Below are 22,871 nucleotides of genomic sequence, written 5' to 3'. Positions count from 1 at the left end.
TTCATCACGCCGATCCCTACCTGTCGTCAGAAAACGACTTGCGGACGCACAAGCACGCCGGGGCAATGGCATACTATTTTTCATGAGCCCGGGGTGCAAACTCCATGTGCCGCCGGTGACCCCCCATCCGTACAGGGAGCGCTTCAAGATGAAAGGATTTCGTTGGATGCTGCTGATGAGTGCGCTGGCCGTTGCGGCCTGCGACGGGGCGCGAAGCCCGGATTTTGCGCCCGAGCGCAGCTTCGACGGGCTGGAAGTCCGCCTGGCGAATGGCACCACCCCGGTGACCACCACCCGGGAACTGCCGGCCGGTACCAACGAGGATTTCCGCGCCTTCGTTGATGTCCTGACCACGGTTCCGCCGGGCTACGAGTTGCAGCCGGGCGAGACGGTGGAGACGACTTCGGACGGCAAGGCCGCGGTCCGGCGCACCGAGGAAGTCACCTCGGTTGCCGCCTGGACCAGCAACAGCGTGAACATTGCCACGGTCGACGCCAACGGTCGCGTTACCGGCGTCGCCCAGGGCACCACCACGATCAGCGCCGCCTTCGAAGGCGAGAGCGACAGCTTCAACGTCCAGGTCACGGCGGCCACCCTGGCCGGCGGCCAGGTCCTGTGCGTGCGCCCGGCCACCACCGGCGACCTCGGGACCACCCCCTGTGCGATCACCAGCTTCAGCCGCCCCTCCGGCGTGACCGTGGAGTTCGAGGCCATCGGCCGCTTCTCCGACGGCCAGAACCGCCGTATCGCGTCGCCGTACGTCCTCAACTGGACCAGCACCAACCTGCCGGTGGCGGCCAAGCCCGCGACGGGCAACAACCTGCCCCTGATCAGCCCGAACTTCGAGACTGCCACGATCGGTTCCACCAGCATCGAGGGTCGCGTGGTCAGCGGCTCGACCCCGCTGCCGGTTCCCGACCGGCGCAGCGCCACGCTCAACGTGGTCGCGGCCAATGCGTTCTGCGACACCGAGTTCCCGACGACCGCCGAGATCGTCTCGCAGACCTGCATCGGCTGCTCGGTCAACAACCCCAACCTGATCGTGGACGGCGACCTCGATACCTTCGCGGACCTCAACATTCCGCTGGGCCTGCTGCTGCTGTCCAACATCTCGGTCACCGTGGCCAATCCGGTCGGCACCCCCGCGGTGGCCGCCGGCGCTCCGGTCGGCTTCCTGCTGAGCCGCAGTTCCAACGACATCCTGTCGGCGCAGCTGCTGGGTAGCCTGGAAGTGACCACCGTCCGCCGTACCCTGACCGGGTTCGAGGAGATCAACGACGCGGGCACCAGTTCCGAACTGCTGCGCCTGACGCTGCTGGGCATCCGCCTGCCGGCGGCCCCGCAGTTCCTGCTGTCGACGGGCCCCACCACGGTGCCCTACGACGGTGTGAAGCTGACCTTCAGCGGCGGCCTGCTGAGCCTGCTCACCAGCCTCAACGTCAACACCGCCTGCGCGCGCGCCAACCCGAATCCGCCGGCACCGTAAGGCTGCGGCTGGTTCAGGAAAAAGGGCGCCGAAAGGCGCCCTTTTTCGTTGGGGTTTCGTCCGGGCTGTTGTCGGCAAAGGATCGCGACTTGCGTCGCTCCCACGGGGTGGTTCGGCGTGGAATGCCGGGGTTCCCAGGTGTGAATGCATGGCATCGCCATAAGGCAGAAGCAAATCGGTGCTCTCCGTAGCCCGGTTTCGCGCAGCGAAGCCGGGGAGCGCGGGCGGGGCGGAGTCCCGGCTTGCCTGCGGCAAACCGGGCTACGGGACTGCGGGTTCGCCGTCGAGGCCCGCCGTGGCTACTCGTCCATCGCCGGATACGGGCTTTCGCCCGCATGACGAAGCCTGCGCCGGGCCTGCGAAGTCCGAACGCGCTGGAGGCTCCGCTCCTTCGGGCGCCCTCGCTTCGTGGGAGCGACGCAAGTCGCGATCTTTTCCGCCAGCCAAAGAAAAACCCCGCCGGATCGCTCCGGCGGGGTTTTTGAGTTACAGCGCTTTCTTTACTCGATGACCTTGAGTTCGACGCGACGGTTCTCTTCGCGGCCTTCCTCGGTGTCGTTGGTATCGATCGGGCGGGTCTCGCCGTAGCCCACCGGGTTCATGCGCGGGGCTTCGATGCTGCGGCTGGCCAGGTAGACCTTGACCGTGTTGGCGCGACGCTCCGACAGGCCGAGGTTGTAGTTGTCGGTGCCGACGTTGTCCGTGTGGCCTTCCAGGTCGACCTTGATCGTCGGGTAGGCCTTCAGCGTCTCGGCCACCTCGTTGAGGATCAGCTTGGCGGGCTCGGTCAGGCGGTCCGAATCGAACTCGAACTTGACGCCGCGCAGGATGAAGTTCTTGTCCAGCGCGCAGCCATTGGCATCGACCGCTTCACCCGGGCGCGGCTTGCGGCAGTCGCCGGTCAGCGCACAGCCGTTGGGCAGGACCTTGGCACCCGGCGGCGAGCGCGGGCATTCGTCGAGGTAGTCGGGGATGCCGTCGCCGTCGGAATCCAGCGGGCAGCCGTCCGGACCCACGGCGACACCCTTCGGCGTCTGCGGGCACTTGTCCATGAAGTCGGGCACGCCGTCGCCGTCCGCGTCAGCGGCCGGGCAGCCGTCCGGACCCACGATCACGCCCTTGGGGGTGTTGGGGCACTTGTCGTAGGCGTCGGGGATGCCGTCGCCGTCGCTGTCGATCGGGCAGCCATCCGGGCCCACCATCACGCCGCGCGGGGTGCCGGGGCACTTGTCGAGCGAGTCGGGGATGCCGTCGCCGTCCGAGTCGGCCGGGCAGCCCTTGGCGTCAACGGCCGTACCCTTCGGGGTGCCGGGGCACTTGTCGAGGTAGTCGGGCACGCCGTCGCCGTCGGTGTCGACCGGGCAGCCGTCGGAGTACACCGTCACGCCCTTGGGCGTGTTGGGGCACTTGTCCTTGCGGTCGGGCACGCCGTCGCCGTCGCTGTCGGTGGCGTTGCCGCCGAAGGCGTAGCGCAGGTTCAGGCCTACGGTCTGGGCCTTGTACTCGCCGTCACCCTTGACGCTGATCGAGCCATCCGGGGCAACCGGGGTGGTGGTGGTGCCGCTCTCGACGTCGTCGCCGACGATGTAGCGGTAGTCCACCGACAGGGTGGTCTTGTCGTTGACCAGGAAGCCGAGGCCGGCGCCGGCCTGGTAGACGAAGCCGGAGCTGTCGCCCGAGCTGTCGCCGATGTCCAGCGTGGCCTTCTGGTAGCCCGCACCGGCGCCGATGTAGGGCACCAGGCTGCTGCCGAAGTCGAAGTCGAACCAGGCGTTGGCCATGGCGCGGTAGGTCATCAGCTTGCCGTCGGGGCTGCTGCTGACCGGGCCGCCGGCGCTCTGGATGGTGAGTTCGTCGAGGTCGCTCTCGGCATAGGCCAGCGCCAGTTCGGGGCGGAAGCCGCCTTCGAACAGGTAGCCGATCGAGCCTTCGATGCCCAGGCCGCCGTCGAACACCATGCGCGAGGGCGTGGTGGCGGTGTTGACTTCGCCCGGAGTGACCACGGGAGGGCCGGCGGGATTGCCGGGGCCGAGCAGGAACAGGAGGCAACCCTGGTCGACGCCAAGGGCGCCGACCACGCCGTTGAGCAACGGCCCCAGGCCCGGGACGCCCGTCAGCAGGCAGGTCGTCGCGTCCGTGCCCGGCGTTTGCGTGCTCGGGGCCACGGTCGTCGTCTTCAGGTTGCCGTCGGAATCCTCGACGGCGACATAGGAGCCGCTGAGGCCGAAGTACCAGCCCGGCTCGTAAGCGCTCGCGGAGCCGGCGAACAGGGCAGCTGCCGCCGTCGCTCCGATGATGGCGCCGCTTTTCAGCGCCGTTCCCAACTTGTTCAACATGTGGCCCCCGGAATGTATTTGTACAGCTCGCGCGATTCTAGCCATTCCAAGCATGAAGTATCAACGCTATCGCCGTGACGACAGTAGGAATTTTGTCTTTTTTCAGTAAAAATCCCCGAATCGGGGCCGCTAGGGCAGGTTGATCCGGCTGACGGGGCTGTCCGGGGCGGGCTGCAGCGGCCAGTCGCGGTGGTTGAAGACCTGGCCTTCCTGGCGGACTTTGGCCAGGGTCGCCGGGTCGATCCGGGTACAGATCCACCCCGGCTCGTTGAGGCGGCCAGCGGCCAGTACCCCGTCGTCGGGGTGGCCGCGGTCCACCGGCGTGTAAACGCCGGCGGCGCCGATGTTGACGTCCACTGCCGGCGACCACGGCGCCTCGCCGACCAGGGGGGCCTGCACCACGTAGCACTGGCTTTCCAGGGCGCGAGCCTGGGCGCCGATGCGCACGCGGTGGTAGCCGGCCAGGGTGTCGGTGCAGCTGGGCGCCAGCAGCAGGTCGGCGCCGGCCTCGACCAGCGCCCGCGCGATCAGCGGAAACTCGATGTCGTAGCAGATGCAGATGCCGATGCGGCCCAGTGCGGTCTCGAACAGCTTCAGGCCCGGGCCGGCACCGATACCCCACTGCTCGCGCTCGAAGCGCGTCATCATCTGCTTGTCCTGGCAGTCCGCGCCGCCCTCGGGGCTGAACAGCCAGGCGCGGTTGCGGTAGCCGCCGTCCGCCATCTGCGTCGGGAAGCTCCCGGCCAGCAGGTAGGCGCCGGTTTCGCGCGCCAGCCGCGCATGCAGTGCCTGCCAGCGCGGCAGGAAGTGCTGCATCGCCGCGATCTGGCCGTGCAGGTCCGCGCGCAGCGGCGGCGCCAGCAACGAGGCCAGTTCCATGCTGGCGTACTCGGGAAAGACCAGCAGGCGCGCGCCCTGAGCGGCAGCCTCCCGGCACCAGCGCCCGAGCTTGTCCTCGAATTCCTCCCAGGCGGCGAACTCGCCGACCGGGTATTGCGCCGCGGCGACGACGAAGCCCGCCGTGCTCATGCCGCGTCCAGGCGCTTGCGCCAGAAGCCCAGGGTCTTCTCGCTGGGGCTGGCTGCACCGACGTCGGGCCAGATCAGCCGGCACTGCAGGGCCGGCTCGCGGACATAGCCGCGGCGTCCCCAGAAGGCATCGTTGGGCACGTAGTCCGGCGGGCGCGACGGATGCCCGCCGGGCCGTTCGACCGCGCAGAACGTGGTCCAGGGCAGCCCCAGTTCGCGTGCGTGCGCCTCGCGCTCCTCGAAGAAGCGCAGGCCCAGGCCGCGGCCGCGGTAAGGCCGCAGCAGCAGCGATTCACCGAAGTAGTGGTATTGCTCCAGCGGCAGGCCGGCGGCCAGGAAGGGGTCGCGCATCTCCTGGTGCGCTTCGGCCAGCGGCAGGCTGGTGGAGGCGCCTACCGCGCGGTCGCCGTCGCGCACCAGCACGACCAGGCTGCTGGGGCTGTCGATGTAGGTCTGCAGGTAGCGCGTCTCGTACTCGGCGCTGCCCTCGTAGAGGTAGGGGAACTCGCGGAATACCGTGATGCGCAGCTGCGCCAAGGCGTCCAGGTGCCGGGCGATGTCGGCGCCGCGCAGCAGCTCGACGGTCGGCTCGCTCATTGCACCTGCGCCAGCCAGTCCTGCAGGTTGTAGTAGTTGGTCACGCGGGCGACCTTGCCGTCGCGGATCTCGAAGAAGGCGCCGGCCGGCAGGCGGTAGGTCTGGCCGCTGGCCTCCGGCAGGCCGGCGTCGGTGGCGATGTACTCGCCCAGCACCGTGAACTCGGCCGCCGCGCGGCGGCCCGAGGGTTCGGCCAGCACCACCAGGTCGACGATCTGCTCGCGGTAGTTGCGGTTCATGCGCAGCATGAATGCGGCGAAAGCCTCGCGGCCACGCTCGCGCAGGCCCTGGTTCACGTCATGCACCACGTCATCGGTGAGCATGCCGAGAAAGCCGTCCATGTCACCGGCGTTGAAGGCTGCGTAGTAGCGCTCGATGAGCGCGCGAGTCTGGTCCGTCATCCTGGCTTCCGTGCTTGAGGCGGACATTTTATCGCGGCTAATAGCCCATCTGCTTGGCTGCCAGGTCCTTCATGATCTCCAGCGAGCCGCCGCCGATGGTCAGCACCTTGGTCTCGCGGTAGATGCGCTCCACCTTGGAGCCGCGCAGGTAGCCGGCACCGCCGAAGATCTGCATCGCCTCGTTGGCCACCCATTCCAGCGAGGTGGTGGCGAAGTTCTTCAGCATGCTCAGCTCGGCCACCGGGAACTGCTTCTGCCCGATGCGCCAGGCCGCCATGTCGAGGTTGGCCTTCACCGCCTCGTTGCGCATGCGCATGTCCACCAGCTTGTGGCGGATCACCTGGTTGCGGATCAGCGGCTTGCCGAAGGTCTGGCGCTCGCGGGCGTAGGCCAGGGATTCCTCGTAGCAGACCTGGGCGAAGGCCCAGGCCTGCGCCGCCAGCATCAGGCGCTCGTTGTTGAAGTTCATCATGATCGCCATGAAGCCGGCGTTCTCCGGGCCGATGCGGTTGGCCGCCGGCACCCGGCAGTTGTCGAAGTACAGCGTGGCCGTGTCCGAGCACCACCAGCCCATCTTGTGCAGCGGCGAGCGCGTCAGCCCCGGGGTATCGCCCTCGATCACCAGGAGGGAGACTCCGCCCATGCCGTCACCGCCGGTGCGCACGGCGGTGGTGATGAAGTCGGCGCGCATGCCGGAGGTGATGAAGGTCTTGGAGCCGTTGACCACGTAATGGTCGCCGTCACGCACGGCCCTGGTGCGGAGATTGGCCACGTCGGAGCCGCCGCCGGGTTCGGTGATCGCCAGCGCGGCGATCTTCTCGCCGGCCAGCACCGGGCGCACGAAGCGCTCCTTCTGCTCGGCGTTGCCGACGTGGGCCACCGGCGGCGTGCCGATGCCATGCGACATCAGGCTGGCGATCAGGCCGCCGCTGCCGGCGCGAGCCAGCTCTTCGGTGACGACGATGCCGTAGAAGGGGTCGACCTCGGTGCCGCCGCAGGATTCGGGAAAGCCCAGCTGCATGATGCCGGCCTCGGCGGCCTTGAGATGCAGCTCACGCGGAAGGGTTTCGGCGGCTTCCCATTTGTCGATGTTGGGAGCAATCTCCCTGTCGACGAAGCGTCGCAGCTGCTGGCGGAAGGCCTCGTGGTCTTCGGTGTAGAACGGATGCTTCATGGTTATTTTTATTACCGCCATTGGCGGTTCCGGGTTAAGAGGGATGCACCATAATCCCGGCCCCGAATGGCCTGCAAGCGCCGGCTGTTCGGTAACAACAATTATCTGAGGAATCGACATGACGGTCATCGACGAATCCCTGCTGCCGCTGAACCGGCTCCATCACTGGGAGGCGACGCAGCCCCAGGCCATCTACCTGTCGCAGCCGCTGGGCGGTGGCAGGATGCGCGACTACAGCTGGGCGCAGGTCGCCGACGAGGCGCGGCGCATGGCGGCCTACCTGAAGTCCTTCGGCTGGGAGCCCGGCACGCGCGTCGCGATCCTGTCGAAGAACTGCGCCTGGTGGATCATGTCCGACCTGGCAATCTGGATGGCCGGCTACGTCAGCGTGCCGATCTACCCGACGCTTACGGCAGATTCGGTCAAGCAGATCCTGCAGCACAGCGAGGCGCGTGCCTGCTTTGTCGGCAAGCTGGACGACTGGCCGATGATGCGCCCCGGTGTGATCGGCAGCGCGGTCAAATGCATCCGCTATCCGCTGTCGCCGGCCGAGAGCTTTCCGGAGTGGGACGAGATCGTGGCGAAGACAGACCCCTTGCCCGGCCAGCCGCTGCGCAAGGGCGAGGACCTGGCCACCATCGTCTACACCTCCGGCACCACTGGCATGCCCAAGGGCGTGATGCACGTCTTCAACAGCATCGGCTGGTCCGGGGAGGCGCTGCAGCAGCGCTTCGGCACCCGGCCGGAAGACCGCCTGCTGTCCTACCTGCCGCTGGCCCACGTCGCCGAGCGCTGGATGGTGCAGGCCGGCTCCCTCAATGCGGGCATTCGTGTGTACTTCGCCGAATCGCTGGAGACCTTCCCGCAGGACCTGCGCCGCGCGCGGCCCACGGTGTTCATCTCGGTGCCGCGGCTGTGGGTCAAGTTCCAGCAGGGCGTGTATTCGAAGTTGCCGAAGGAAAAGCTCGAGCGTTTGCTGCGCATCCCGCTGCTGAACACGGTGGTGAAGCGTCGCCTGCTGGCTGGCATGGGGCTGGACCAGGTGCGCTTCGCCGGCGGCGGCGCCGCGCCGATGCCGCCCGAACTGCTCAAGTGGTACCACGGCCTGGGTCTGGAACTGCTGGAGGGCTACGGCATGACCGAGAACTTCGGCTGCTCGCACAGCAACCTGCCGGGGCAGGGCAAGCCGGGCTATGTCGGCGTGCCTTACCCTGGCGTGGAGTGTCGTATCGGCGAGGGGGGCGAGGTGCAGATGCGCTCGCCGGCGCTGATGACCGGTTATTTCAAGGAGCCGGAGAAGACCCGCGAGACGCTGACCGACGATGGTTTCCTGCGCACCGGCGACAAGGGCGAGATCGACGCGGAGGGACGCCTGCGCATCACCGGGCGGGTCAAGGACCTGTTCAAGACCTCCAAGGGCAAGTACGTGGCGCCGTCGCCGATCGAGGATCGCCTGGTGACGCATCCGACGATCGAGGCCTGCTGCGTGGTGGGCGCCAATTACCCGCAGCCGCTGGGCATCGTCATGCTGTCGCAGGACGCGGCCAACCACGCCCGCAATCCGGCCGAGCGCCAGGCATTGGCGGCCTCGCTGGGCGAGCACCTGGAGCGCATCAATGCGGACCTGGATCCGCATGAGCAGATGGATTGCCTGGCGGTGGTGACCGAGCAATGGACGGTGGAGAGCGGGTTCATCACGCCGACGCTGAAGGTGAAGCGGCCGGCGATCGAATGCAGCTATGCGCGGTATTTCGATGGGTGGCTGCGGCAGAAGAAGCCTGTTGTCTGGGCCTCAGGCGCCTGACCATAGTCAGAATTGCAGGAGCGAGCTTGCTCGCGACCTGGTGGTTGGTGCGGTCGTCCTTGGGGGCGGGAACGCCGGCGACTACGCTGGTCAGGAGCGGTGGTTCTCTGGAGGTTTATTTCGCCCAAGGGCGAGTCACTTCTCTTTGATATACGTCAAAGAGAAGTAACCAAGAGAAAACGTACCCTTGTATCGGCGCCCCGCTCACGCGGGGTTCCCCGCCCAGTGGTCGGTCGCTGAGGGGTCGGACACACAGGCCATCCATGGCCTGCGTGTCCTCGGCCGGACATCCTGTCCGGCTCGCCCCCTGCGCCCGACCCCTGTGCGGGCGCCGCTACGAGGGAACCCGGACCATCAAAAGCATTCGCTGCGCTCACCAAGACATTGGAAGAAGCTGCGGCTGGGCGCTTTTACTCCGCAACAAACTTCGGCCACGTCCTCATGTACTCCACGAACTTCGGTCCCAGCCCTTCATTGCGCAGGTAGTCCGCGGTCACCGGCAGCTTCACCGGCTGGAACTCGCCGTCGCCGCGCACGCGCTCGGGGAAGTCGTGGTGCAGGATTGCGGAGCGGCCGATGGCGACGAAGTCGGCGCCGGCTTGCAGGCAGGCGAGGGCTTCCCGGGTGCCGCGGATCTTGCCGCAGGCTCCCAGGCGCACCGCGCCGCGGTCCAGGCGGGTGAACCAGGAGAGCAGGGAGCTGCCGTGGTAAGCCTCTTCGATCGGTTCCTTGAAAGCGTCCCACAGCGACAGGTCGAGGTAGTCGATCTTCGCTTCGCGGAACAAGCGCTCGCTGATCTCGATGACCTCGGACATCTTCTGGCCGAAGCGCTCGGGCGAGATGCGCAGGCCCAGGCTGAAGTCCGGTCCGCAGCGTTCGCGGATGCCGTCGATGATGCGGAACAGGACGCGGCAGCGGTTCTCCAGCGAGCCGCCGAACTCGTCCTCGCGCTGGTTGAACTCGCTGCTGATGAACTGGGCGACGACGTAGCCGTGCGCGCCATGGACCTCGACACCATCGAAGCCGGCCTTCTGCGCACGCAGGGCGGCGGCGATGAAGTCCTCGATCAGCTGCTCCACCTCGGCATGGCTGAGTGCGCGGGCGCCGGTCTCGGCAAAGTCGGAGGGCCCCACGGGCTCCAGGCCGTTGTTGAGGTCCTTGGGCGAGCGCACGCCGGCGTGGTGCAGCTGCACCACGGCCAGGCTGCCGTGCCGGCGGATTTCCGTGGCCAGGCGCGTCAGGCCGGGCAGCTGGCGGTCGTCGGAGACGCCGAGCTGGCCGGGGAAGCCGCGGCCCTGCATCTGCACGAAGGCGGCGCAGCTCATGGTGAGGCCGAAGCCGCCCTGGGCGCGCTTGGCCAGCCAGTGGAACTCGTCGTCCGAGAGGCTGCCGTCCTCGTGGCTCTGCAGGTTGGTCAGCGGCGCCAGGATCAGGCGGTTCTTCATCGACGGCCCGTGCTTGAAGCCCAGCGGTGCGAACAGGTCGGCGATACGGGACGCTCCGTCCATGCTATTTCGCCCTCAGCACGGCGGCTTCGAGCGTGTTCTGCATCAGCATCGCCACCGTCATGGGACCGACGCCGCCGGGCACCGGGGTGATGAAGGCGGCGCGCTCGCGGGCGGCCTCGAACTCCACGTCGCCACGCAGCTTGCCGTCGGGCATGCGGTTGATGCCGATGTCGATCACCGTGGCGCCGGGCTTGATCCAGGCGCCCTTGACCATCTCGGGCTTGCCGACCGCCACCACCACGATGTCCGCGCGCGCCACCTCGGCGGCCACGTCGGCGGTGAAGCGGTGGCAGCAGGTGGCGGTGGCGCCGGCCAGCATCAGCTCCAGCATCATCGGCCGGCCGACGTGGTTGCTGGCGCCGACGACCACGGCAGTGCGGCGCTTGAACGGCTCGTTCACCGACTTGAGCAGCTCGATCACGCCATAGGGCGTGCAGGGCCGCAGCATCGGCAGGCGCTGGGCCAGGCGGCCGAGGTTGTAGGGGTGGAAGCCGTCCACGTCCTTGTCCGGGCGGATGCGCTCGATCACCTGGGTGGCATCGATATGCTCCGGCAGCGGCATCTGCACCAGGATGCCGTCGACGCTGTCGTCGGCATTGAGGCGGTCGACCTCGGCCAGCAGCTGCTCCTGGGTGAGGGAGGGCTCGAAATGCACCGGCACCGAGCGGATGCCCAGTTCCTCGCAGGCCTTGCGCTTGCTGCGCACGTAGACCTGGGAGGCGGGATCTTCGCCGACCAGCACGGTGGCCAGGGCGGGGGGACGATGGCCGGCAGCAACGCGCGCGGCTACGGCGACGCGGACGCGCTCGCGAACGGACTGGGCGACGGCTTTGCCGTCAATGAGCTGTGCGGCCAAGAGAATGTCCCGAAAGGAGATGAGGAAGGATCGGCGTCCATTCTAAATGCCGCTAGAATTCCGCGCTTCATGCCGCCGCCAGCCTTCCAGCTCGAAATCAGCGACCTCGCCGTCCGGCGCGGTCCGCGCCTGCTGTTCGAAGGCCTGGGCTTCCGCCTGGCCGGCGGCGAGATCCTGCACCTGCAGGGCGCCAACGGCGCCGGCAAGACCTCGCTGCTGGAGACCCTGGCCGGCCTGCGCCGGGCGGCGGCGGGGCAGATGAGGGGCCTGCCGGAAGACGGCGGCCTGCACTGGCTGGGCCATCGCAATGCCCTCAACCTGAGCCTGTCCGTGCTGGAGAACCTGGAATTCTGGTGCGGCCTCAACGGTGCCGCCGCCACCGCCTGCCCGCCGGCGCTGGAGCGGGTGGGGCTGTGGAAACTGCGCCATCGCCTGGTCCGCACCCTGTCGGCCGGGCAGAAGCGCCGTGCCGCGCTGGCACGGCTGCTGGCCGCCCGCCGCCCGCTGTGGCTGCTGGACGAGCCCCTGGACGGCCTGGACCGCCAGGGCCTGGAGCTGTTCGCGCAGCTGCTGGGCGAGCATGCCGCCGCCGGCGGCGGCGCCGTGGTGACCAGCCACCAGCCGCTGCCGGCCGGCCTGGCCGGCGTCCGCGTCCTGGTACTGGAGGCATGAACGCGGTGCTGGCGGTGCTGACCCGCGAACTGCGCCTGGCGCTGCGCTCGCGCATGGACTGGATGCTGCCCTTGCTGTTCTTCGTGATGGTGGTGCTGCTGTTCGGTCTCGGCGCCAGGCCCAACGACCCGGTGCTGGCCGGCTTCGCCCCGTCGATCCTGTGGGTGGGGGCGCTGCTGTCGATGCTGCTGACCCTGGACCGGCTGTTCCGCGCCGACTACGAGGACGGCAGCCTGGAGCAGCTGTGCCTGGCCGAGGCGCCGCTGACGCTGACCGTCACCGCCAAGCTGACGGCCCACTGGCTGCTCACCGGCCTGCCGCTGGTGCTGCTGGCGGCGCCGCTGGCGCTGGCCCTGCAGATGCCCACCTCCGGCCTGGCGGCCCTGGTGCTGGGGCTGGCCCTGGGCACGCCGGTCCTCAGCTTTGTCGGCGGCTTTGCCGCCGCCCTGACGGTGGCCTTGCCCCGCGCCGGGCTGCTGCTGCCGCTGCTGGTGCTGCCGCTGCTGGCGCCGGTCCTGATCTTCGGTGCGGGCGCGGTACGCGCCGCCCTCGGCGGCCTCGATGCCGCCGCTCCGCTATACTTCCTCGCGGCGGTCCTGGTGCTCTGCATCACCCTGATTCCCTGGGCCGCCGCCGCAGCCTTGCGCAACGCCTTCGAATGAGCTCCTGGACCTGGTTTCACCGGCTGGCATCGCCCCCCAGCTTCTTCCGTCTGGCGAACCGCCTGGCCCCCTGGCTGGGGCTGCTGGCGCTGGCCCTGCTGACCTACGGCTGGGTCGACGGCCTGGCCTTCGCGCCGGAGGATTACCAGCAGAAAGACGCCTATCGCATGATCTACGTGCACGTGCCCGCAGCGACCCTGTCGCTGTCGCTGTACGTCGCCCTGGCCGCGGCCGGCGTGGTGACCCTGGTGTGGCGCATGAAGCTGGCCGAGGCGGCGCTGATCGCGATCGCGCCGGTGGGCGCCAGCATCACCGTGCTGGCCCTGGTCACCGGCATGCTCTGGGGCAAGCCGATGTGGGGCGCCTACTGGGTCTGGGACGCGCGCCTCACCTCCGAGCTGGTGCTGCTGTTCCTCTACCTGGGCGTGGTGGCGCTGTGGCAGGCCTTCGAGGATCCGCGCGCGGCGGCCCGCGCCTGCGCCCTGCTGGCGGTGATCGGCGTCATCAACGTGCCGATCGTGAAGTTCTCGGTGGACTGGTGGAACAGCCTGCACCAGGGCGCCACGATCATGAAGCTGGGCAAGCCCAGCATCAGCCTGCGCATGGCCCTGCCATTGTTCGCCTCCGTGCTGGGGCTGTACCTGTTCGCCGGCTACGCCATCCTGCGGCGCCTGCAGAACGAACTGCTGCTGCGCGAATCCGGCACCGCCTGGGTGCGTGAACTGATGGGGAAAACCCGTGTCTGAGTTCCTGGCCATGGGGGGGTACGGCCTGTACGTCTGGGGCAGCTTCGGCTGCGGCCTGGCGGTACTGGCCTGGAATGTGTTGTCGCCCTTCCTGGCGCGACGTGCATTGATGCGCCAAATGACGGAATCCGAATGACCAAGCGTCAGAAGCGAATGCTGGCGGTGGGCCTGCTGCTGGCCGGCCTGTCCCTGGCGGCCGTGCTGGGCTTTACCGCCTTCAGCAAGAACATGATGTATTTCCAGACCCCCAGCGACATCGCCGGCGGCAAGCTGCCGCAGGGTGCGCGCATCCGCCTGGGCGGCCTGGTGGAGAAGGGCAGCGTGCAGCGCGGCGACGGCCTGGTGGTGAACTTCAGCGTCGCCGACTGCGACGCCAACCTGCCGGTGCGCTACGAGGGCATCCTGCCGGACCTGTTCCGCGAGGGGCAGGGCATCGTCGCCACCGGCCACATGGACGGCAAGACCTTCGTCGCCGACGAGGTGCTGGCCAAGCACGACGAGAACTACATGCCGCCCGAACTGGCCGAGAAGCTGACCACGCCCGACGGCAAGCACTCCTGCGCCCAGTTCAAGTCGATGACCAAGACATGATTGCCGAGATCGGACATTTCCTGCTGATCCTGGCGCTGGGCGTCGCGACGATCCAGTTCCTGCTGCCGTCCTGGGGTGTGTGGAAGCGCGACGCGCGTGCCATGGGCGTGGCGCAGTCGGCGGCACAGGTGCAGTTCGCGCTGGTGTTCCTGTCCTACCTGTGCTTGACCTGGGCCTTCATCGACAAGGACTTCTCGGTGGCCTATGTTGCCGCCAACTCCCACTCGCAGCTGCCGCTGATCTACCGCATCAGCGCGGTCTGGGGCGCGCACGAGGGTTCGCTGCTGCTGTGGATGCTGATGCTGTCGGGCTGGACCTGCGCGGTGTCGGTGTTCAACCGACGCCTGCCGGCCGACATCACCGCCACCTGCCTGGCGGTGCTCGGCGCGATCGCGATCGGCTTCCTGTCCTTCATGCTGCTGACCTCCAACCCCTTCGAGCGCCATTTCCCGGTGCCGCTGGAGGGCAAGGATCTCAACCCGCTGCTGCAGGACCCGGGTCTGATCATCCATCCGCCGATGCTCTACATGGGCTACGTCGGCTTCTCGGTGGCTTTCGCTTTCGCCATCGCCGCGCTGGTCTCGGGCCGTCTCGACGGTGCCTGGGCGCGCTGGACGCGGCCCTGGACCACCACCGCCTGGATGTTCCTGACCCTGGGCATCACCCTGGGCTCCTGGTGGGCCTACCACGAGCTGGGCTGGGGCGGCTGGTGGTTCTGGGACCCGGTGGAGAACGCTTCCTTCATGCCCTGGCTGGTCGGCACGGCGCTGATCCACTCGCTGGCGGTGACCGAGAAGCGCGGCCTGCTCAAGTCCTGGACCGTGCTGCTGGCGATCGTCACCTTCTCGCTGTCGCTGCTCGGTACCTTCCTGGTGCGCTCCGGCGTGCTGGTGTCGGTGCATGCCTTCGCCACCGATCCGGCGCGCGGCGTGTTCATCCTCGGCTTCCTCGCCGTGGTGCTCGGCGCGGCGTTTTCGCTCTATGCCTGGCGCGCGCCGCGCCTGAAGAGCGACGGCGACCTGACGCTGTTCTCGCGCGAGGGCCTGTTGCTGCTGAACAACATCTTCCTGGTGGTGACCGCCGCCATGGTGCTGCTGGGCACGCTGTATCCCTTGTTCGTCGATGCACTGGGCCTGGGCAAGATTTCCGTCGGTCCGCCGTACTTCAACTGGCTGTTCTTCCGGCTCACCGCCCCGCTGGCGCTGCTGCTGGGCCTGGCGATGGCAGTGGGCTGGAAGCGCGCCAAGGCCGTCGAGGTCATCCGGCAGCTGCGCTGGCCGGCGCTGGGTGCCCTGCTGCTGGCCGCCGGCCTGCCGTTCCTCTGGGTGGGGAGCAGCGGCCTGGCGGTGTTCGCCGGGGTGTTCATGGCTTGCTGGGTGCTGCTGTCGACGCTGACCGATCTCTGGGGCCGCATCCGCGCCAAGTCCTCGCTGCTCACCGGCCTGGCCAACGTGCCGCGCGCGGTCTGGGGCATGACCCTGGCGCACCTGGGCCTCGGCCTGTGGGTGCTGGGCGTGGCCTTCGTCAGCCTCTACAGCGTCGAGCGCGACGTGCGCCTGGCACCCGGCGAGTCGGCCGAGCTGCACGGCTACCAGTTCTTCCTGCGCGGCGTCGAGCCGCTGCCGGGCCCGAACTACGACGCCGACCGTGGCACCGTCGAGATCACGCGTGATGGCGCCAGCGTGGTGACGCTCCATCCGGAGAAGCGCCTGTACCGTGCGCAGCAGAACGTCATGACCGAGGCGGCAGTGGACGAGTCGCCGATCCGTGACCTCTACGTGGCGCTGGGCGAGCCCTTCGACAATGGCGACTGGAGCCTGCGCATGTACTACAAGCCGGCCATGCAGCTGGTCTGGTGGGGCGGCTTCGTCATGTTCTTCGGCGGCATCCTGGCCGTGTCCGACCGCCGCTATCGCCTGGCGAAGCTGGCGCAGGCGCCGGCGGTGGCCGACGGCAAGGTGGCGGCCTGATGCGCTTCCTGATTCCTGCGGTGCTGCTGGCCGTGCTGCTGGTGTTCCTCGGCGTGGGCCTCAAGCGCGACCCGCGCGAGGTGCCGTCGCCGCTGGTCGGCAAGCCGGCCCCGGCCTTCGACCTGGCCCTGGTCGGCGAGCCGCAGCGCTACACGCAGGACAACCTCAAGGGCCGGCCGGTGCTGGTCAACTTCTGGGCCAGCTGGTGCGCCGGCTGCCGCGTCGAGCATCCGCTGCTGCTGAAGCTGGCGGGCGAGGGCGTCGAGATCGTCGGCATCGACTACAAGGATACGGACGAGGCGGCGCGGCAGTGGCTGCAGCGGCACGGCAATCCCTACCGCCGCATCGTCGCCGACACCGCCGGCACCGCGGGGCTCGACTGGGGCGTCTACGGCGTGCCCGAGACCTTCGTGCTCGATGCCAGCGGCACCATCGTCTACAAGCAGATCGGCCCGATGACCGAGCAGGCTTGGACCGAGAAGATCCGCCCGCTGCTGCAGGGACAGAAATCATGAGGCTGAAGACGCTGGTCCTGGCGCTGCTGCTGGTGCTGCCGCCGCTGGCGCCCGCGCAGCCGCCGTCCGACGAGCCGCCGCCGCAGGCCCTGGCGAGCCTCGACGCCGGCCAGCGCGAGCGTTACCGCACGCTGGTCCACGAACTGCGCTGCCTGGTGTGCCAGAACCAGACCATCGCCGATTCCAGCGCGCCGCTGGCGCAGGACCTGCGCAGCCAGGTCGAGCGGCAGATCGCCGAGGGCCGCAGCGACGACGAGATCCGTCAGTACATGACCGCGCGCTACGGCGACTTCGTGCTGTACAAGCCGCCGGTGCAGCGCAATACCGTATTGCTGTGGGTGGGCCCCTTTGTGCTGCTGCTGGCGGCGCTGGCGATCGCCCTGCGCCAGCTGCTGCGCCGCCGCGTGGCGCCGGCGCCAGCGCCGGCCGCCGACCCCCAGGCCCTGCAGAAGCTGCTCGACGAGGACCGTCCGTGACCCTTGCTTACCTGGGCATGGCCGCCCTGTCGCTGCTGGCCGCCCTGTGGCTGACCCGCCCCTACTGGCGCGCGCCCGGCGCCGCGCTGCTGCGCCGCAAGGCCGCCAACGTCGCCGTCTACCGCTCGCGCCTGGCCGAACTCGACACTGAGCTGGAGGGTGGGGTGATCGAGCCCGAGGCCGCCGCCCAGCTCAAGCAGGAACTGGCCGCGCGCCTGCTGCAGGACGCCGACCAGCCCGCCGATGCGCCGGTCGAGACCGGCCAGCGTCGCTGGCGCGGCACCCTGGTGCTGAGCCTGCTGCTGGCCGCTTTTGCAGGCAGCTTCTACTGGCAGCAGGGCAGCTGGCGCACGCAGGGACTGGTGGCGCTGGCCGCCGCCGACCCCGGCGCCGCGCAGCAGGCGGCGATCGGGGACATGGTCACCAAGCTGGCGGCGAAGCTGGAGCAGAACCCCGAGGACATCGAGGGCTGGGCCATGCTGGCCCGTTCCTATTTCGTGACGGAACGCTACGGCGATGCCGCGCGGGCCTACGGCGAAGCCAACCAGCGCCTGCCGCAGCCCGAGCCCGACCTGCTGGTGGCCGAGGGTGAGGCCCTGGCGCTGGCCCGCGACCGCGACCTGCAGGGCAAGCCGGCGCAGCTGTTCCAGCAGGCCCTGAAGCTGCAGCCGGACAACGGCAAGGCGCTCTGGTACGCCGGCCTGGCGGCGGCGCAGGCCGAAGACCTGCGCGCGGCCCGGAACTACTGGACGCTGCTGTCGCGGCAGGATCTGCCGCCGGAACTGCGCGCGGCGCTGGACGACCGCCTGGGCCAGTTGGCCCAGGCCCTGGGCGAGCCGGCTCCGGCCCCGGCACAGGCGTCGCCGGCCGTGGCCAGCGCCGCCGCCCCCCCGCAGCCGGCGCCCGGCGCGGTCGCGGCCGCCGGTGCCGGTCCGCGGCTGCAGCTCAGGGTCAGCCTGTCGGCCGAGCTGGCGGCCAAGGCGCCGCCGGGCAGCATGCTGTTCGTGTTTGCCAAGGCCGAGCAGGGGCCGCCGATGCCCCTGGCCGTGCAGCGCCTGCCGGGGGCGAAACTGCCGCTGGAAGTGGTGCTGGACGACAGCATGGCGATGATGCCGCAGCTCAAGCTGTCGCAGTTCGACCGCTGGGTGGTCAGCGCCCGCATCACCGCCGGCGGCAGCGTCAAGGCGGAATCGGGCGATTGGGAGGGAAGCCGTGCGATTTCGAGAGTAGAATCCGCGCAACCGATCGCACTGACCATAGACCGGGTCGTGCCCTGATCAAGAATTTCCCTTTACCGATCAATGCCATGCTCAACGAGATTCCCTCCGCCCTGCCGCTGCTGCTGAAGGCCGCCGCCACCGCGCAGCGCAAGCCGGGCCGTGAACCCGCGATTCCCGAGCTGTCCACCGGCATCGCCAGCCTGCGTGCCGACCCGAAGAAGCTGGCCGCCTACTGCGAGGTCTGCGGCTTCGAGCAGGCCGAGACCCTGCCGATCACCTATCCGGCGGTGCTGGCCAACCCCCTGGCGATGCACCTGATGGCGCAGCCGCAGTTCCCTCTGCCGATGCTGGGCATCGTCCACGTGCGCAACTTCATCGAGCAGAAGCGCCCGCTGCGCGCCGACGAGGCCTATGCCGTGTCCGTGCGCACCGGCGAGAGCCGCCGCGTCAAGGCTGGCCTGGAGTTCGAGCTGGTCATCGAGTACAGCCTCGAGGGTGAGTCCCTGTACAGGTGTGTCATGACGGTGCTGCACCGCATCGCCGGCCCCAAGCAGCAGGGCGGCGCCCGCCCGCCGGCCCCGGCGGCGCAGTTGGCCGAATACCTGACGCTGGACGTGCCCGAGAACCAGGGCCGCCGCTACGCCGCCGTGTCCGGCGACTACAACCCGATCCACCTCTACACGCCGACCGCCAAGCTGCTCGGCTTCAAGCGCCATATCGCCCATGGCATGTGGTCGCTGGCGCGCTGCGCCGCGCTGTTGCAGGCTGAGCTGGGCAAGGCGCCGACGGTGCTGGACGTGTCCTTCAAGCAGCCACTGTTCCTGCCGGCCAAGGTGGCCGTGAAGGTCCAGAAGAATGGCGACGCGGTAGATTTCGCGCTACTGGCGCGCAGCTCCGACAAGGTCCACCTGAGCGGCTCGCTGCGTTAAAATCGGCGCCCTAGCGCCCGTCAAAGATCAATAAAGAGATTCCAGGAGTCGTCCATGCGGATCCGCAAAGCAGTATTCCCCGTCGCCGGTCTCGGTACCCGGTTCCTGCCGGCCACCAAGGCGATTGCCAAGGAAATGCTGCCGATCGTCGACAAGCCCCTCATCCAGTACGCGGTGCAGGAGGCGATCAGCGCCGGTGCCGAGGAACTGATCTTCATCACCGGCCGCTCGAAGAACTCCATCATGGACCACTTCGACAAGGCCTATGAGCTGGAGACCGAACTGGAGCAGCGCGGCAAGGAAAAGCTGCTCGCCATCGTGCGCGAGGTGCTGCCGCCGGGCGTGACCTGCATCTTCATCCGTCAGGCTGAGGCGCTGGGCCTGGGCCACGCCGTACTCTGCGCCTGGCCCGCGGTGGGCGACGAGGACTTCTCGGTGATCCTGGCGGACGACCTGATCGACGGCAAACTGCGCCCCTGCCTGGCGCAGATGCAGCGCGTCTACCAGGAATACGGCACCAGCGTGATCGCCGTGCAGAAGGTGCCGAAGGAAGACATCTCCAGCTACGGCGTGGTGGAAGCCCAGCCGGTGGCCCCGGGCCTGGGCGAGGTGCGCCGCATCGTCGAGAAGCCGAAGAAGGAAGATGCGCCCAGCGACCTGGCGGTGGTGGGTCGCTACATCCTGACGCCGCGCATCTTCAAGCTGCTGGAGCGCACGCCGCGCGGTGCCGGCGGCGAGATCCAGCTGACCGATGCCATCAGCATGATGATCCAGGAACAGACGGTGCTGGCCTACGAGTTCGAAGGCACGCGCTACGACTGCGGATCGAAGCTGGGTTATCTGAAAGCCAACGTCGAATACGGACTCAAGCATGCCGAGATCGGCAGCGAGTTCACCAATTACCTGAAAGGCATGGCTGGCGAGTTGAATTCCCAGGCGCCCAAGGAAAAGAAGCAGAGCTAACTCCGCGACGCCCTTAGCGCGGAGGAAGGCATAGAAGGACAGGATATGGCCACAAGCAAGTATCAGACTTTCATCGATTCTTCCTCCATACAGGGTGCCAACGCGCCCTATATCGAGGCGTACTACGAGCAGTTCCTCGAGGACCCGGATTCGGTCGATCCGGGCTGGAGGGCCTACTTCCGCAACGTGCAGGACCAGAGCGCTCCGCGCGAGGTTGCGCACAGCGAGGTGCTGGCGCGCTTCGAGCGCATGGCGCGCGAGCCGCGCCGTGTCGCCGCTGCCGAGGCGGGTTTCGACGCCCGTGCCGCGGAAAAGCAGGCCGGCGTGCTGCGCCTGATCAACTACTACCGCGTGCGCGGCCACCAGGTGGCCAAGCTCGATCCGCTGGGCCTGGCCCCGGTGGAAGCGGTGCGCGATCTCGATCCGGCCTTTCACGGCCTGGGCTCCGAGGACTTCGACACGGTGTTCAACACCGGCTCGATGGCGGGCCCCGACCGCCTGCCGCTGAAGGACATCATCAAGGTGCTCAAGGCGGTCTACACCGACACCATCGGCACCGAGTACATGTACATCACGGAGACGGCGCAGAAGCGCTGGATCCAGCAGCGCCTCGAGACCGTCGCGTTCCAGCCCAAGCTGACGCCGGCGCGCAAGAAGGAAGTGTTCCAGCAGCTGGTCGCGGCCGAGGGTCTGGAGCGCTACCTGCACAACAAGTACGTCGGCCAGAAGCGCTTCTCGCTGGAAGGCGGCGACTCGCTGATCCCGGCGCTGGACGAGGTGCTGCACGGCTGCGCCGCGCGCGACGTCGAGGAAGTGGTCATCGGCATGGCCCACCGCGGCCGCCTCAACGTGCTGGTCAACCTGCTGGGCAAGTCGCCCGCCGACCTGTTCGCCGAGTTCGAAGGCAAGTACTCCGCCGAGTCGCTCAGCCGCGCCGGTGACGTCAAGTACCACATGGGCTTCTCGACCGACGTCGAGGTGGCCGGCAAGCGCCTGCACCTGGTGCTGGCCTTCAACCCCTCGCATCTGGAGATCGTCAATCCGGTGGTCGAGGGCAGCGTCAAGGCGCGCCAGATCGCGCGTGGCGACGAAACCGGCTCGCGCGTGGTGCCGATCCTGATCCACGGCGACGCCGCTTTCGCCGGCCAGGGCGTGGTGATGGAAACCATGCAGCTGTCGCATGCCGCCGGCTACAGCACCGGCGGCACGCTGCACGTGATCGTCAACAACCAGATCGGCTTCACCACCCCGAACCCGATCGAGGCCATTCCGGGCCGCGAGGCGCGCACCTCGCGCTACTGCACGGACCTGGCCAAGATGCTCGAAGCGCCGGTGTTCCATGTGAACGGCGACGATCCCGAGGCGGTGGTCTTCGTGACGCGCCTGGCGATGGACTTCCGCAACGAGTTCCACAAGGACGTCATCGTCGACATCTGCTGCTATCGCCGCTGGGGCCACAACGAGGCCGACGAGCCCTCCGTGACCAGCCCGATGATGTACGAGGCGGTCAAGAAGCACCCGACCACGATGACGCTGTACGCGCGCAAGCTGGAAGAGGAAGGCGCGATCGTGCGCGGCGACGCGGAGAGCATGACCAAGGCCTACCGCGATGGCATGGACAAGGGTGAAAACCCTGCCCGTATCACCCTGGGCCTGGTCGGCAACAAGCACACCGTCAACTGGACCAAGTACCGCGAGGGCGGCTGGGACACGCCGACCGATACCTCGGTCACGCGCGACCAGCTGCAGACCCTGTCGGGCAAGCTGCTGGCGCTGCCCAAGGGCTTCACGCTGCATCCGCGCGTGCAGAAGATCTACGAGGACCGCGCGCGCATGGCCGCCGGCGAGCTGCCGATGGACTGGGGCTTCGCCGAGACCATGGCCTACGCCACGCTGGCCAACGAGGGCTTCGACGTGCGCCTCAGCGGCCAGGACGCGCGCCGTGGCACCTTCTTCCACCGCCACGTGACGGTGCACGACTACAAGAACGGCGAGCGCCTCACGCCGCTGGCGCAGCTGACGCCGGAGAAGTACCGCTTCGTGGTCAACGACACGCTGCTGTCGGAAGTGGGCGTGCTGGGTTACGAGTACGGCTACGCCACCACCGACCCGGAAACCCTGGTGATCTGGGAAGCGCAGTTCGGCGACTTCGCCAACGGTGCGCAGGTGATGTTCGACCAGTTCATCGCCTCGGGCTTCTCCAAGTGGGCGCGCCTCTGCGGCCTGACGGTGTTCCTGCCGCATGGCTACGAAGGCCAGGGCCCGGAGCACTCCTCCGGCCGCCTGGAGCGCTGGCTGCAGCTCTGCGCCGAAAACAACCAGCAGGTCTGCGTGCCGTCCACGCCCGCGCAGATGTTCCACATGCTGCGCCGGCAGATGAAGCGCAACTACCGCCTGCCGCTGATCGTGATGACGCCCAAGAGCCTGCTGCGCCACCCGCTGTCGGTGTCGACGCTGGACGATCTGACCAAGGGCCGCTTCCAGACCATCATCCCGGAGACCGAGAAGCTGGATGCCAGCAAGGTCACGCGCGTGGTGTTCTGCTCGGGCAAGGTCTACTTCGACCTGTACCAGGCGCGCGAAAAGGAACAGTTGTTCAACGTGGCGCTGGTGCGCCTCGAGCAGATCTATCCCTTCCCGCGCCAGGCCTTCGAGGCGGTACTGGCGGCCTACCCGGGCGCCAAGGACATCGTCTGGTGCCAGGAAGAGCCGGAGAACCAGGGTGCCTGGTACCAGATCAAGCACCGTCTCGGCGCCAGCATGCAGGCGCAGCACCGTCTCCACTATGTCACCCGCATGGGCTCCTCGAGCACGGCGGTGGGCTACCTGAAGGTGCACCAGAAGGAACAGGAAGAACTGGTCAAGGCGGCGCTCACCGCCGGCAAGTTGGCCTGAGCCACCAGAACAGAACGAACAGAACCAGCTCCAGGAACAAAG

General features: G+C 68.2%; 21 protein-coding genes and 1 pseudogene. 15 read left to right on the top strand and 7 right to left on the bottom strand.

Annotated elements, in window-relative coordinates; translation table 11 throughout:
* The first annotated feature begins 148 nt into the window (after positions 1-148).
* A complete protein-coding gene (locus D0B54_RS13365) occupies positions 149-1,486 on the top strand; it encodes an Ig-like domain-containing protein (RefSeq protein WP_162932405.1) in 1,338 nt (445 codons plus the stop codon).
* A gap of 500 nt (positions 1,487-1,986) precedes the next feature.
* Here the strand turns inward: D0B54_RS13365 and D0B54_RS13360 are convergent, their stop codons facing one another.
* The gene (locus tag D0B54_RS13360) at positions 1,987-3,822 is read right to left on the bottom strand and encodes an OmpA family protein (RefSeq protein WP_162932404.1); all 1,836 of its coding nucleotides are present in this window, start codon (positions 3,820-3,822) and stop codon (positions 1,987-1,989) included.
* On the opposite strand from D0B54_RS13360, the pseudogene D0B54_RS25205 reads away from it, so the two are divergent.
* Positions 3,807-3,863 (top strand): annotated as a pseudogene (locus tag D0B54_RS25205) (hypothetical protein); the annotation flags it as partial. The gene D0B54_RS13360 and the pseudogene D0B54_RS25205 overlap by 16 nt on opposite strands.
* A gap of 88 nt (positions 3,864-3,951) precedes the next feature.
* Here the strand turns inward: D0B54_RS25205 and D0B54_RS13355 are convergent.
* The 4 genes from D0B54_RS13355 to D0B54_RS13340 are packed head-to-tail and all read right to left on the bottom strand — an operon-like array spanning position 3,952 to position 7,022.
* Positions 3,952-4,851, bottom strand: coding sequence for a carbon-nitrogen hydrolase family protein (locus D0B54_RS13355; RefSeq protein ID WP_117291806.1), 900 nt, complete (start codon positions 4,849-4,851; stop codon positions 3,952-3,954).
* Positions 4,848-5,447, bottom strand: coding sequence for a GNAT family N-acetyltransferase (locus D0B54_RS13350; protein WP_117291805.1), 600 nt, complete (start codon positions 5,445-5,447; stop codon positions 4,848-4,850). Before D0B54_RS13350 ends, D0B54_RS13355 begins: the two co-directional genes overlap by 4 nt.
* Entirely contained in the window at positions 5,444-5,848 is a 405-nt protein-coding gene (locus tag D0B54_RS13345; RefSeq protein ID WP_117291804.1) for a ketosteroid isomerase-related protein, read from the bottom strand. The genes D0B54_RS13350 and D0B54_RS13345 overlap by 4 nt, the downstream gene beginning before the upstream one ends.
* A gap of 37 nt (positions 5,849-5,885) precedes the next feature.
* Positions 5,886-7,022 (bottom strand): acyl-CoA dehydrogenase family protein, encoded by a 1,137-nt coding sequence (locus tag D0B54_RS13340; protein ID WP_117291803.1) that lies wholly within the window; start codon positions 7,020-7,022, stop codon positions 5,886-5,888.
* Positions 7,023-7,140: 118 nt separating this feature from the next.
* Between D0B54_RS13340 and D0B54_RS13335 the strand changes: the two genes are divergently transcribed.
* Entirely contained in the window at positions 7,141-8,826 is a 1,686-nt protein-coding gene (locus D0B54_RS13335) for an AMP-binding protein (protein WP_117291802.1), read from the top strand.
* A 410-nt stretch (positions 8,827-9,236) separates the two neighbouring features.
* Here D0B54_RS13335 and D0B54_RS13330 read toward each other — a convergent pair whose 3' ends face one another.
* Both D0B54_RS13330 and folD read right to left on the bottom strand, forming a co-directional pair.
* The gene (locus tag D0B54_RS13330) at positions 9,237-10,334 is read right to left on the bottom strand and encodes an NADH:flavin oxidoreductase (RefSeq protein WP_117291801.1); all 1,098 of its coding nucleotides are present in this window, start codon (positions 10,332-10,334) and stop codon (positions 9,237-9,239) included.
* Position 10,335: 1 nt separating this feature from the next.
* On the bottom strand, positions 10,336-11,190 hold the full coding sequence (gene folD / locus D0B54_RS13325) for a bifunctional methylenetetrahydrofolate dehydrogenase/methenyltetrahydrofolate cyclohydrolase FolD (protein ID WP_117291800.1): 855 nt from the start codon (positions 11,188-11,190) through the stop codon (positions 10,336-10,338).
* 69 nt (positions 11,191-11,259) lie between these two features.
* Here folD and ccmA point away from each other — a divergent pair, with 69 nt between their 5' ends.
* From ccmA to D0B54_RS13265, 12 genes are read left to right on the top strand one after another with little or no spacing between them, the layout of a single operon-like run.
* Positions 11,260-11,862, top strand: a complete 603-nt coding sequence (gene ccmA / locus D0B54_RS13320) for a heme ABC exporter ATP-binding protein CcmA (RefSeq protein WP_117291799.1) — start codon at positions 11,260-11,262, stop codon at positions 11,860-11,862.
* On the top strand, positions 11,859-12,524 hold the full coding sequence (gene ccmB, locus D0B54_RS13315) for a heme exporter protein CcmB (protein ID WP_117291798.1): 666 nt from the start codon (positions 11,859-11,861) through the stop codon (positions 12,522-12,524). Before ccmA ends, ccmB begins: the two co-directional genes overlap by 4 nt.
* Complete coding sequence (ccmC, locus tag D0B54_RS13310; protein WP_117291797.1) at positions 12,521-13,270, top strand: heme ABC transporter permease CcmC; 750 nt, start codon at positions 12,521-12,523, stop codon at positions 13,268-13,270. Before ccmB ends, ccmC begins: the two co-directional genes overlap by 4 nt.
* Positions 13,263-13,406 carry a heme exporter protein CcmD gene (gene ccmD / locus D0B54_RS13305; RefSeq protein ID WP_240433424.1) on the top strand — a complete coding sequence of 48 codons (144 nt, stop codon included), beginning with the start codon at positions 13,263-13,265 and terminating at the stop codon, positions 13,404-13,406. Before ccmC ends, ccmD begins: the two co-directional genes overlap by 8 nt.
* Positions 13,403-13,861 carry a cytochrome c maturation protein CcmE gene (gene ccmE, locus D0B54_RS13300; RefSeq protein WP_117291796.1) on the top strand — a complete coding sequence of 153 codons (459 nt, stop codon included), beginning with the start codon at positions 13,403-13,405 and terminating at the stop codon, positions 13,859-13,861. Before ccmD ends, ccmE begins: the two co-directional genes overlap by 4 nt.
* Positions 13,858-15,831 carry a heme lyase CcmF/NrfE family subunit gene (locus tag D0B54_RS13295; protein WP_117291795.1) on the top strand — a complete coding sequence of 658 codons (1,974 nt, stop codon included), beginning with the start codon at positions 13,858-13,860 and terminating at the stop codon, positions 15,829-15,831. Before ccmE ends, D0B54_RS13295 begins: the two co-directional genes overlap by 4 nt.
* Positions 15,831-16,346 carry a DsbE family thiol:disulfide interchange protein gene (locus D0B54_RS13290; protein ID WP_205527118.1) on the top strand — a complete coding sequence of 172 codons (516 nt, stop codon included), beginning with the start codon at positions 15,831-15,833 and terminating at the stop codon, positions 16,344-16,346. The genes D0B54_RS13295 and D0B54_RS13290 overlap by 1 nt, the downstream gene beginning before the upstream one ends.
* On the top strand, positions 16,343-16,822 hold the full coding sequence (locus tag D0B54_RS13285) for a cytochrome c-type biogenesis protein (protein ID WP_205527117.1): 480 nt from the start codon (positions 16,343-16,345) through the stop codon (positions 16,820-16,822). Before D0B54_RS13290 ends, D0B54_RS13285 begins: the two co-directional genes overlap by 4 nt.
* Complete coding sequence (ccmI, locus tag D0B54_RS13280) at positions 16,819-18,099, top strand: c-type cytochrome biogenesis protein CcmI (RefSeq protein ID WP_117291794.1); 1,281 nt, start codon at positions 16,819-16,821, stop codon at positions 18,097-18,099. Before D0B54_RS13285 ends, ccmI begins: the two co-directional genes overlap by 4 nt.
* Before the next feature lie 29 nt (positions 18,100-18,128).
* Entirely contained in the window at positions 18,129-18,971 is an 843-nt protein-coding gene (locus tag D0B54_RS13275; protein ID WP_117291793.1) for a MaoC family dehydratase, read from the top strand.
* Between the two features lie 54 nt (positions 18,972-19,025).
* Positions 19,026-19,934, top strand: coding sequence for a UTP--glucose-1-phosphate uridylyltransferase GalU (gene galU, locus D0B54_RS13270; protein WP_117291792.1), 909 nt, complete (start codon positions 19,026-19,028; stop codon positions 19,932-19,934).
* A 45-nt stretch (positions 19,935-19,979) separates the two neighbouring features.
* Positions 19,980-22,829, top strand: coding sequence for a 2-oxoglutarate dehydrogenase E1 component (locus D0B54_RS13265; RefSeq protein WP_117291791.1), 2,850 nt, complete (start codon positions 19,980-19,982; stop codon positions 22,827-22,829).
* Positions 22,830-22,871 lie beyond the last annotated feature (42 nt).

The organism is Solimonas sp. K1W22B-7 (genome assembly GCF_003428335.1).
Taxonomy (GTDB): Bacteria; Pseudomonadota; Gammaproteobacteria; order Nevskiales; family Nevskiaceae; genus Solimonas_A.
This window is presented reverse-complemented; position numbering and strand designations above follow the sequence as displayed.

Coding starts and splice junctions, on each gene's coding strand:
- D0B54_RS13365 (WP_162932405.1), top strand. CDS start 149: ATGAAAGGATTTCGTTGGATGCTGCTGATGAGTGCGCTGGCCGTTGCG.
- D0B54_RS13360 (WP_162932404.1), bottom strand. CDS start 3,822: ATGTTGAACAAGTTGGGAACGGCGCTGAAAAGCGGCGCCATCATCGGA.
- D0B54_RS13355 (WP_117291806.1), bottom strand. CDS start 4,851: ATGAGCACGGCGGGCTTCGTCGTCGCCGCGGCGCAATACCCGGTCGGC.
- D0B54_RS13350 (WP_117291805.1), bottom strand. CDS start 5,447: ATGAGCGAGCCGACCGTCGAGCTGCTGCGCGGCGCCGACATCGCCCGG.
- D0B54_RS13345 (WP_117291804.1), bottom strand. CDS start 5,848: ATGACGGACCAGACTCGCGCGCTCATCGAGCGCTACTACGCAGCCTTC.
- D0B54_RS13340 (WP_117291803.1), bottom strand. CDS start 7,022: ATGAAGCATCCGTTCTACACCGAAGACCACGAGGCCTTCCGCCAGCAG.
- D0B54_RS13335 (WP_117291802.1), top strand. CDS start 7,141: ATGACGGTCATCGACGAATCCCTGCTGCCGCTGAACCGGCTCCATCAC.
- D0B54_RS13330 (WP_117291801.1), bottom strand. CDS start 10,334: ATGGACGGAGCGTCCCGTATCGCCGACCTGTTCGCACCGCTGGGCTTC.
- ccmA (WP_117291799.1), top strand. CDS start 11,260: ATGCCGCCGCCAGCCTTCCAGCTCGAAATCAGCGACCTCGCCGTCCGG.
- ccmB (WP_117291798.1), top strand. CDS start 11,859: ATGAACGCGGTGCTGGCGGTGCTGACCCGCGAACTGCGCCTGGCGCTG.
- ccmC (WP_117291797.1), top strand. CDS start 12,521: ATGAGCTCCTGGACCTGGTTTCACCGGCTGGCATCGCCCCCCAGCTTC.
- ccmE (WP_117291796.1), top strand. CDS start 13,403: ATGACCAAGCGTCAGAAGCGAATGCTGGCGGTGGGCCTGCTGCTGGCC.
- D0B54_RS13295 (WP_117291795.1), top strand. CDS start 13,858: ATGATTGCCGAGATCGGACATTTCCTGCTGATCCTGGCGCTGGGCGTC.
- D0B54_RS13290 (WP_205527118.1), top strand. CDS start 15,831: ATGCGCTTCCTGATTCCTGCGGTGCTGCTGGCCGTGCTGCTGGTGTTC.
- D0B54_RS13285 (WP_205527117.1), top strand. CDS start 16,343: ATGAGGCTGAAGACGCTGGTCCTGGCGCTGCTGCTGGTGCTGCCGCCG.
- D0B54_RS13275 (WP_117291793.1), top strand. CDS start 18,129: ATGCTCAACGAGATTCCCTCCGCCCTGCCGCTGCTGCTGAAGGCCGCC.
- galU (WP_117291792.1), top strand. CDS start 19,026: ATGCGGATCCGCAAAGCAGTATTCCCCGTCGCCGGTCTCGGTACCCGG.
- D0B54_RS13265 (WP_117291791.1), top strand. CDS start 19,980: ATGGCCACAAGCAAGTATCAGACTTTCATCGATTCTTCCTCCATACAG.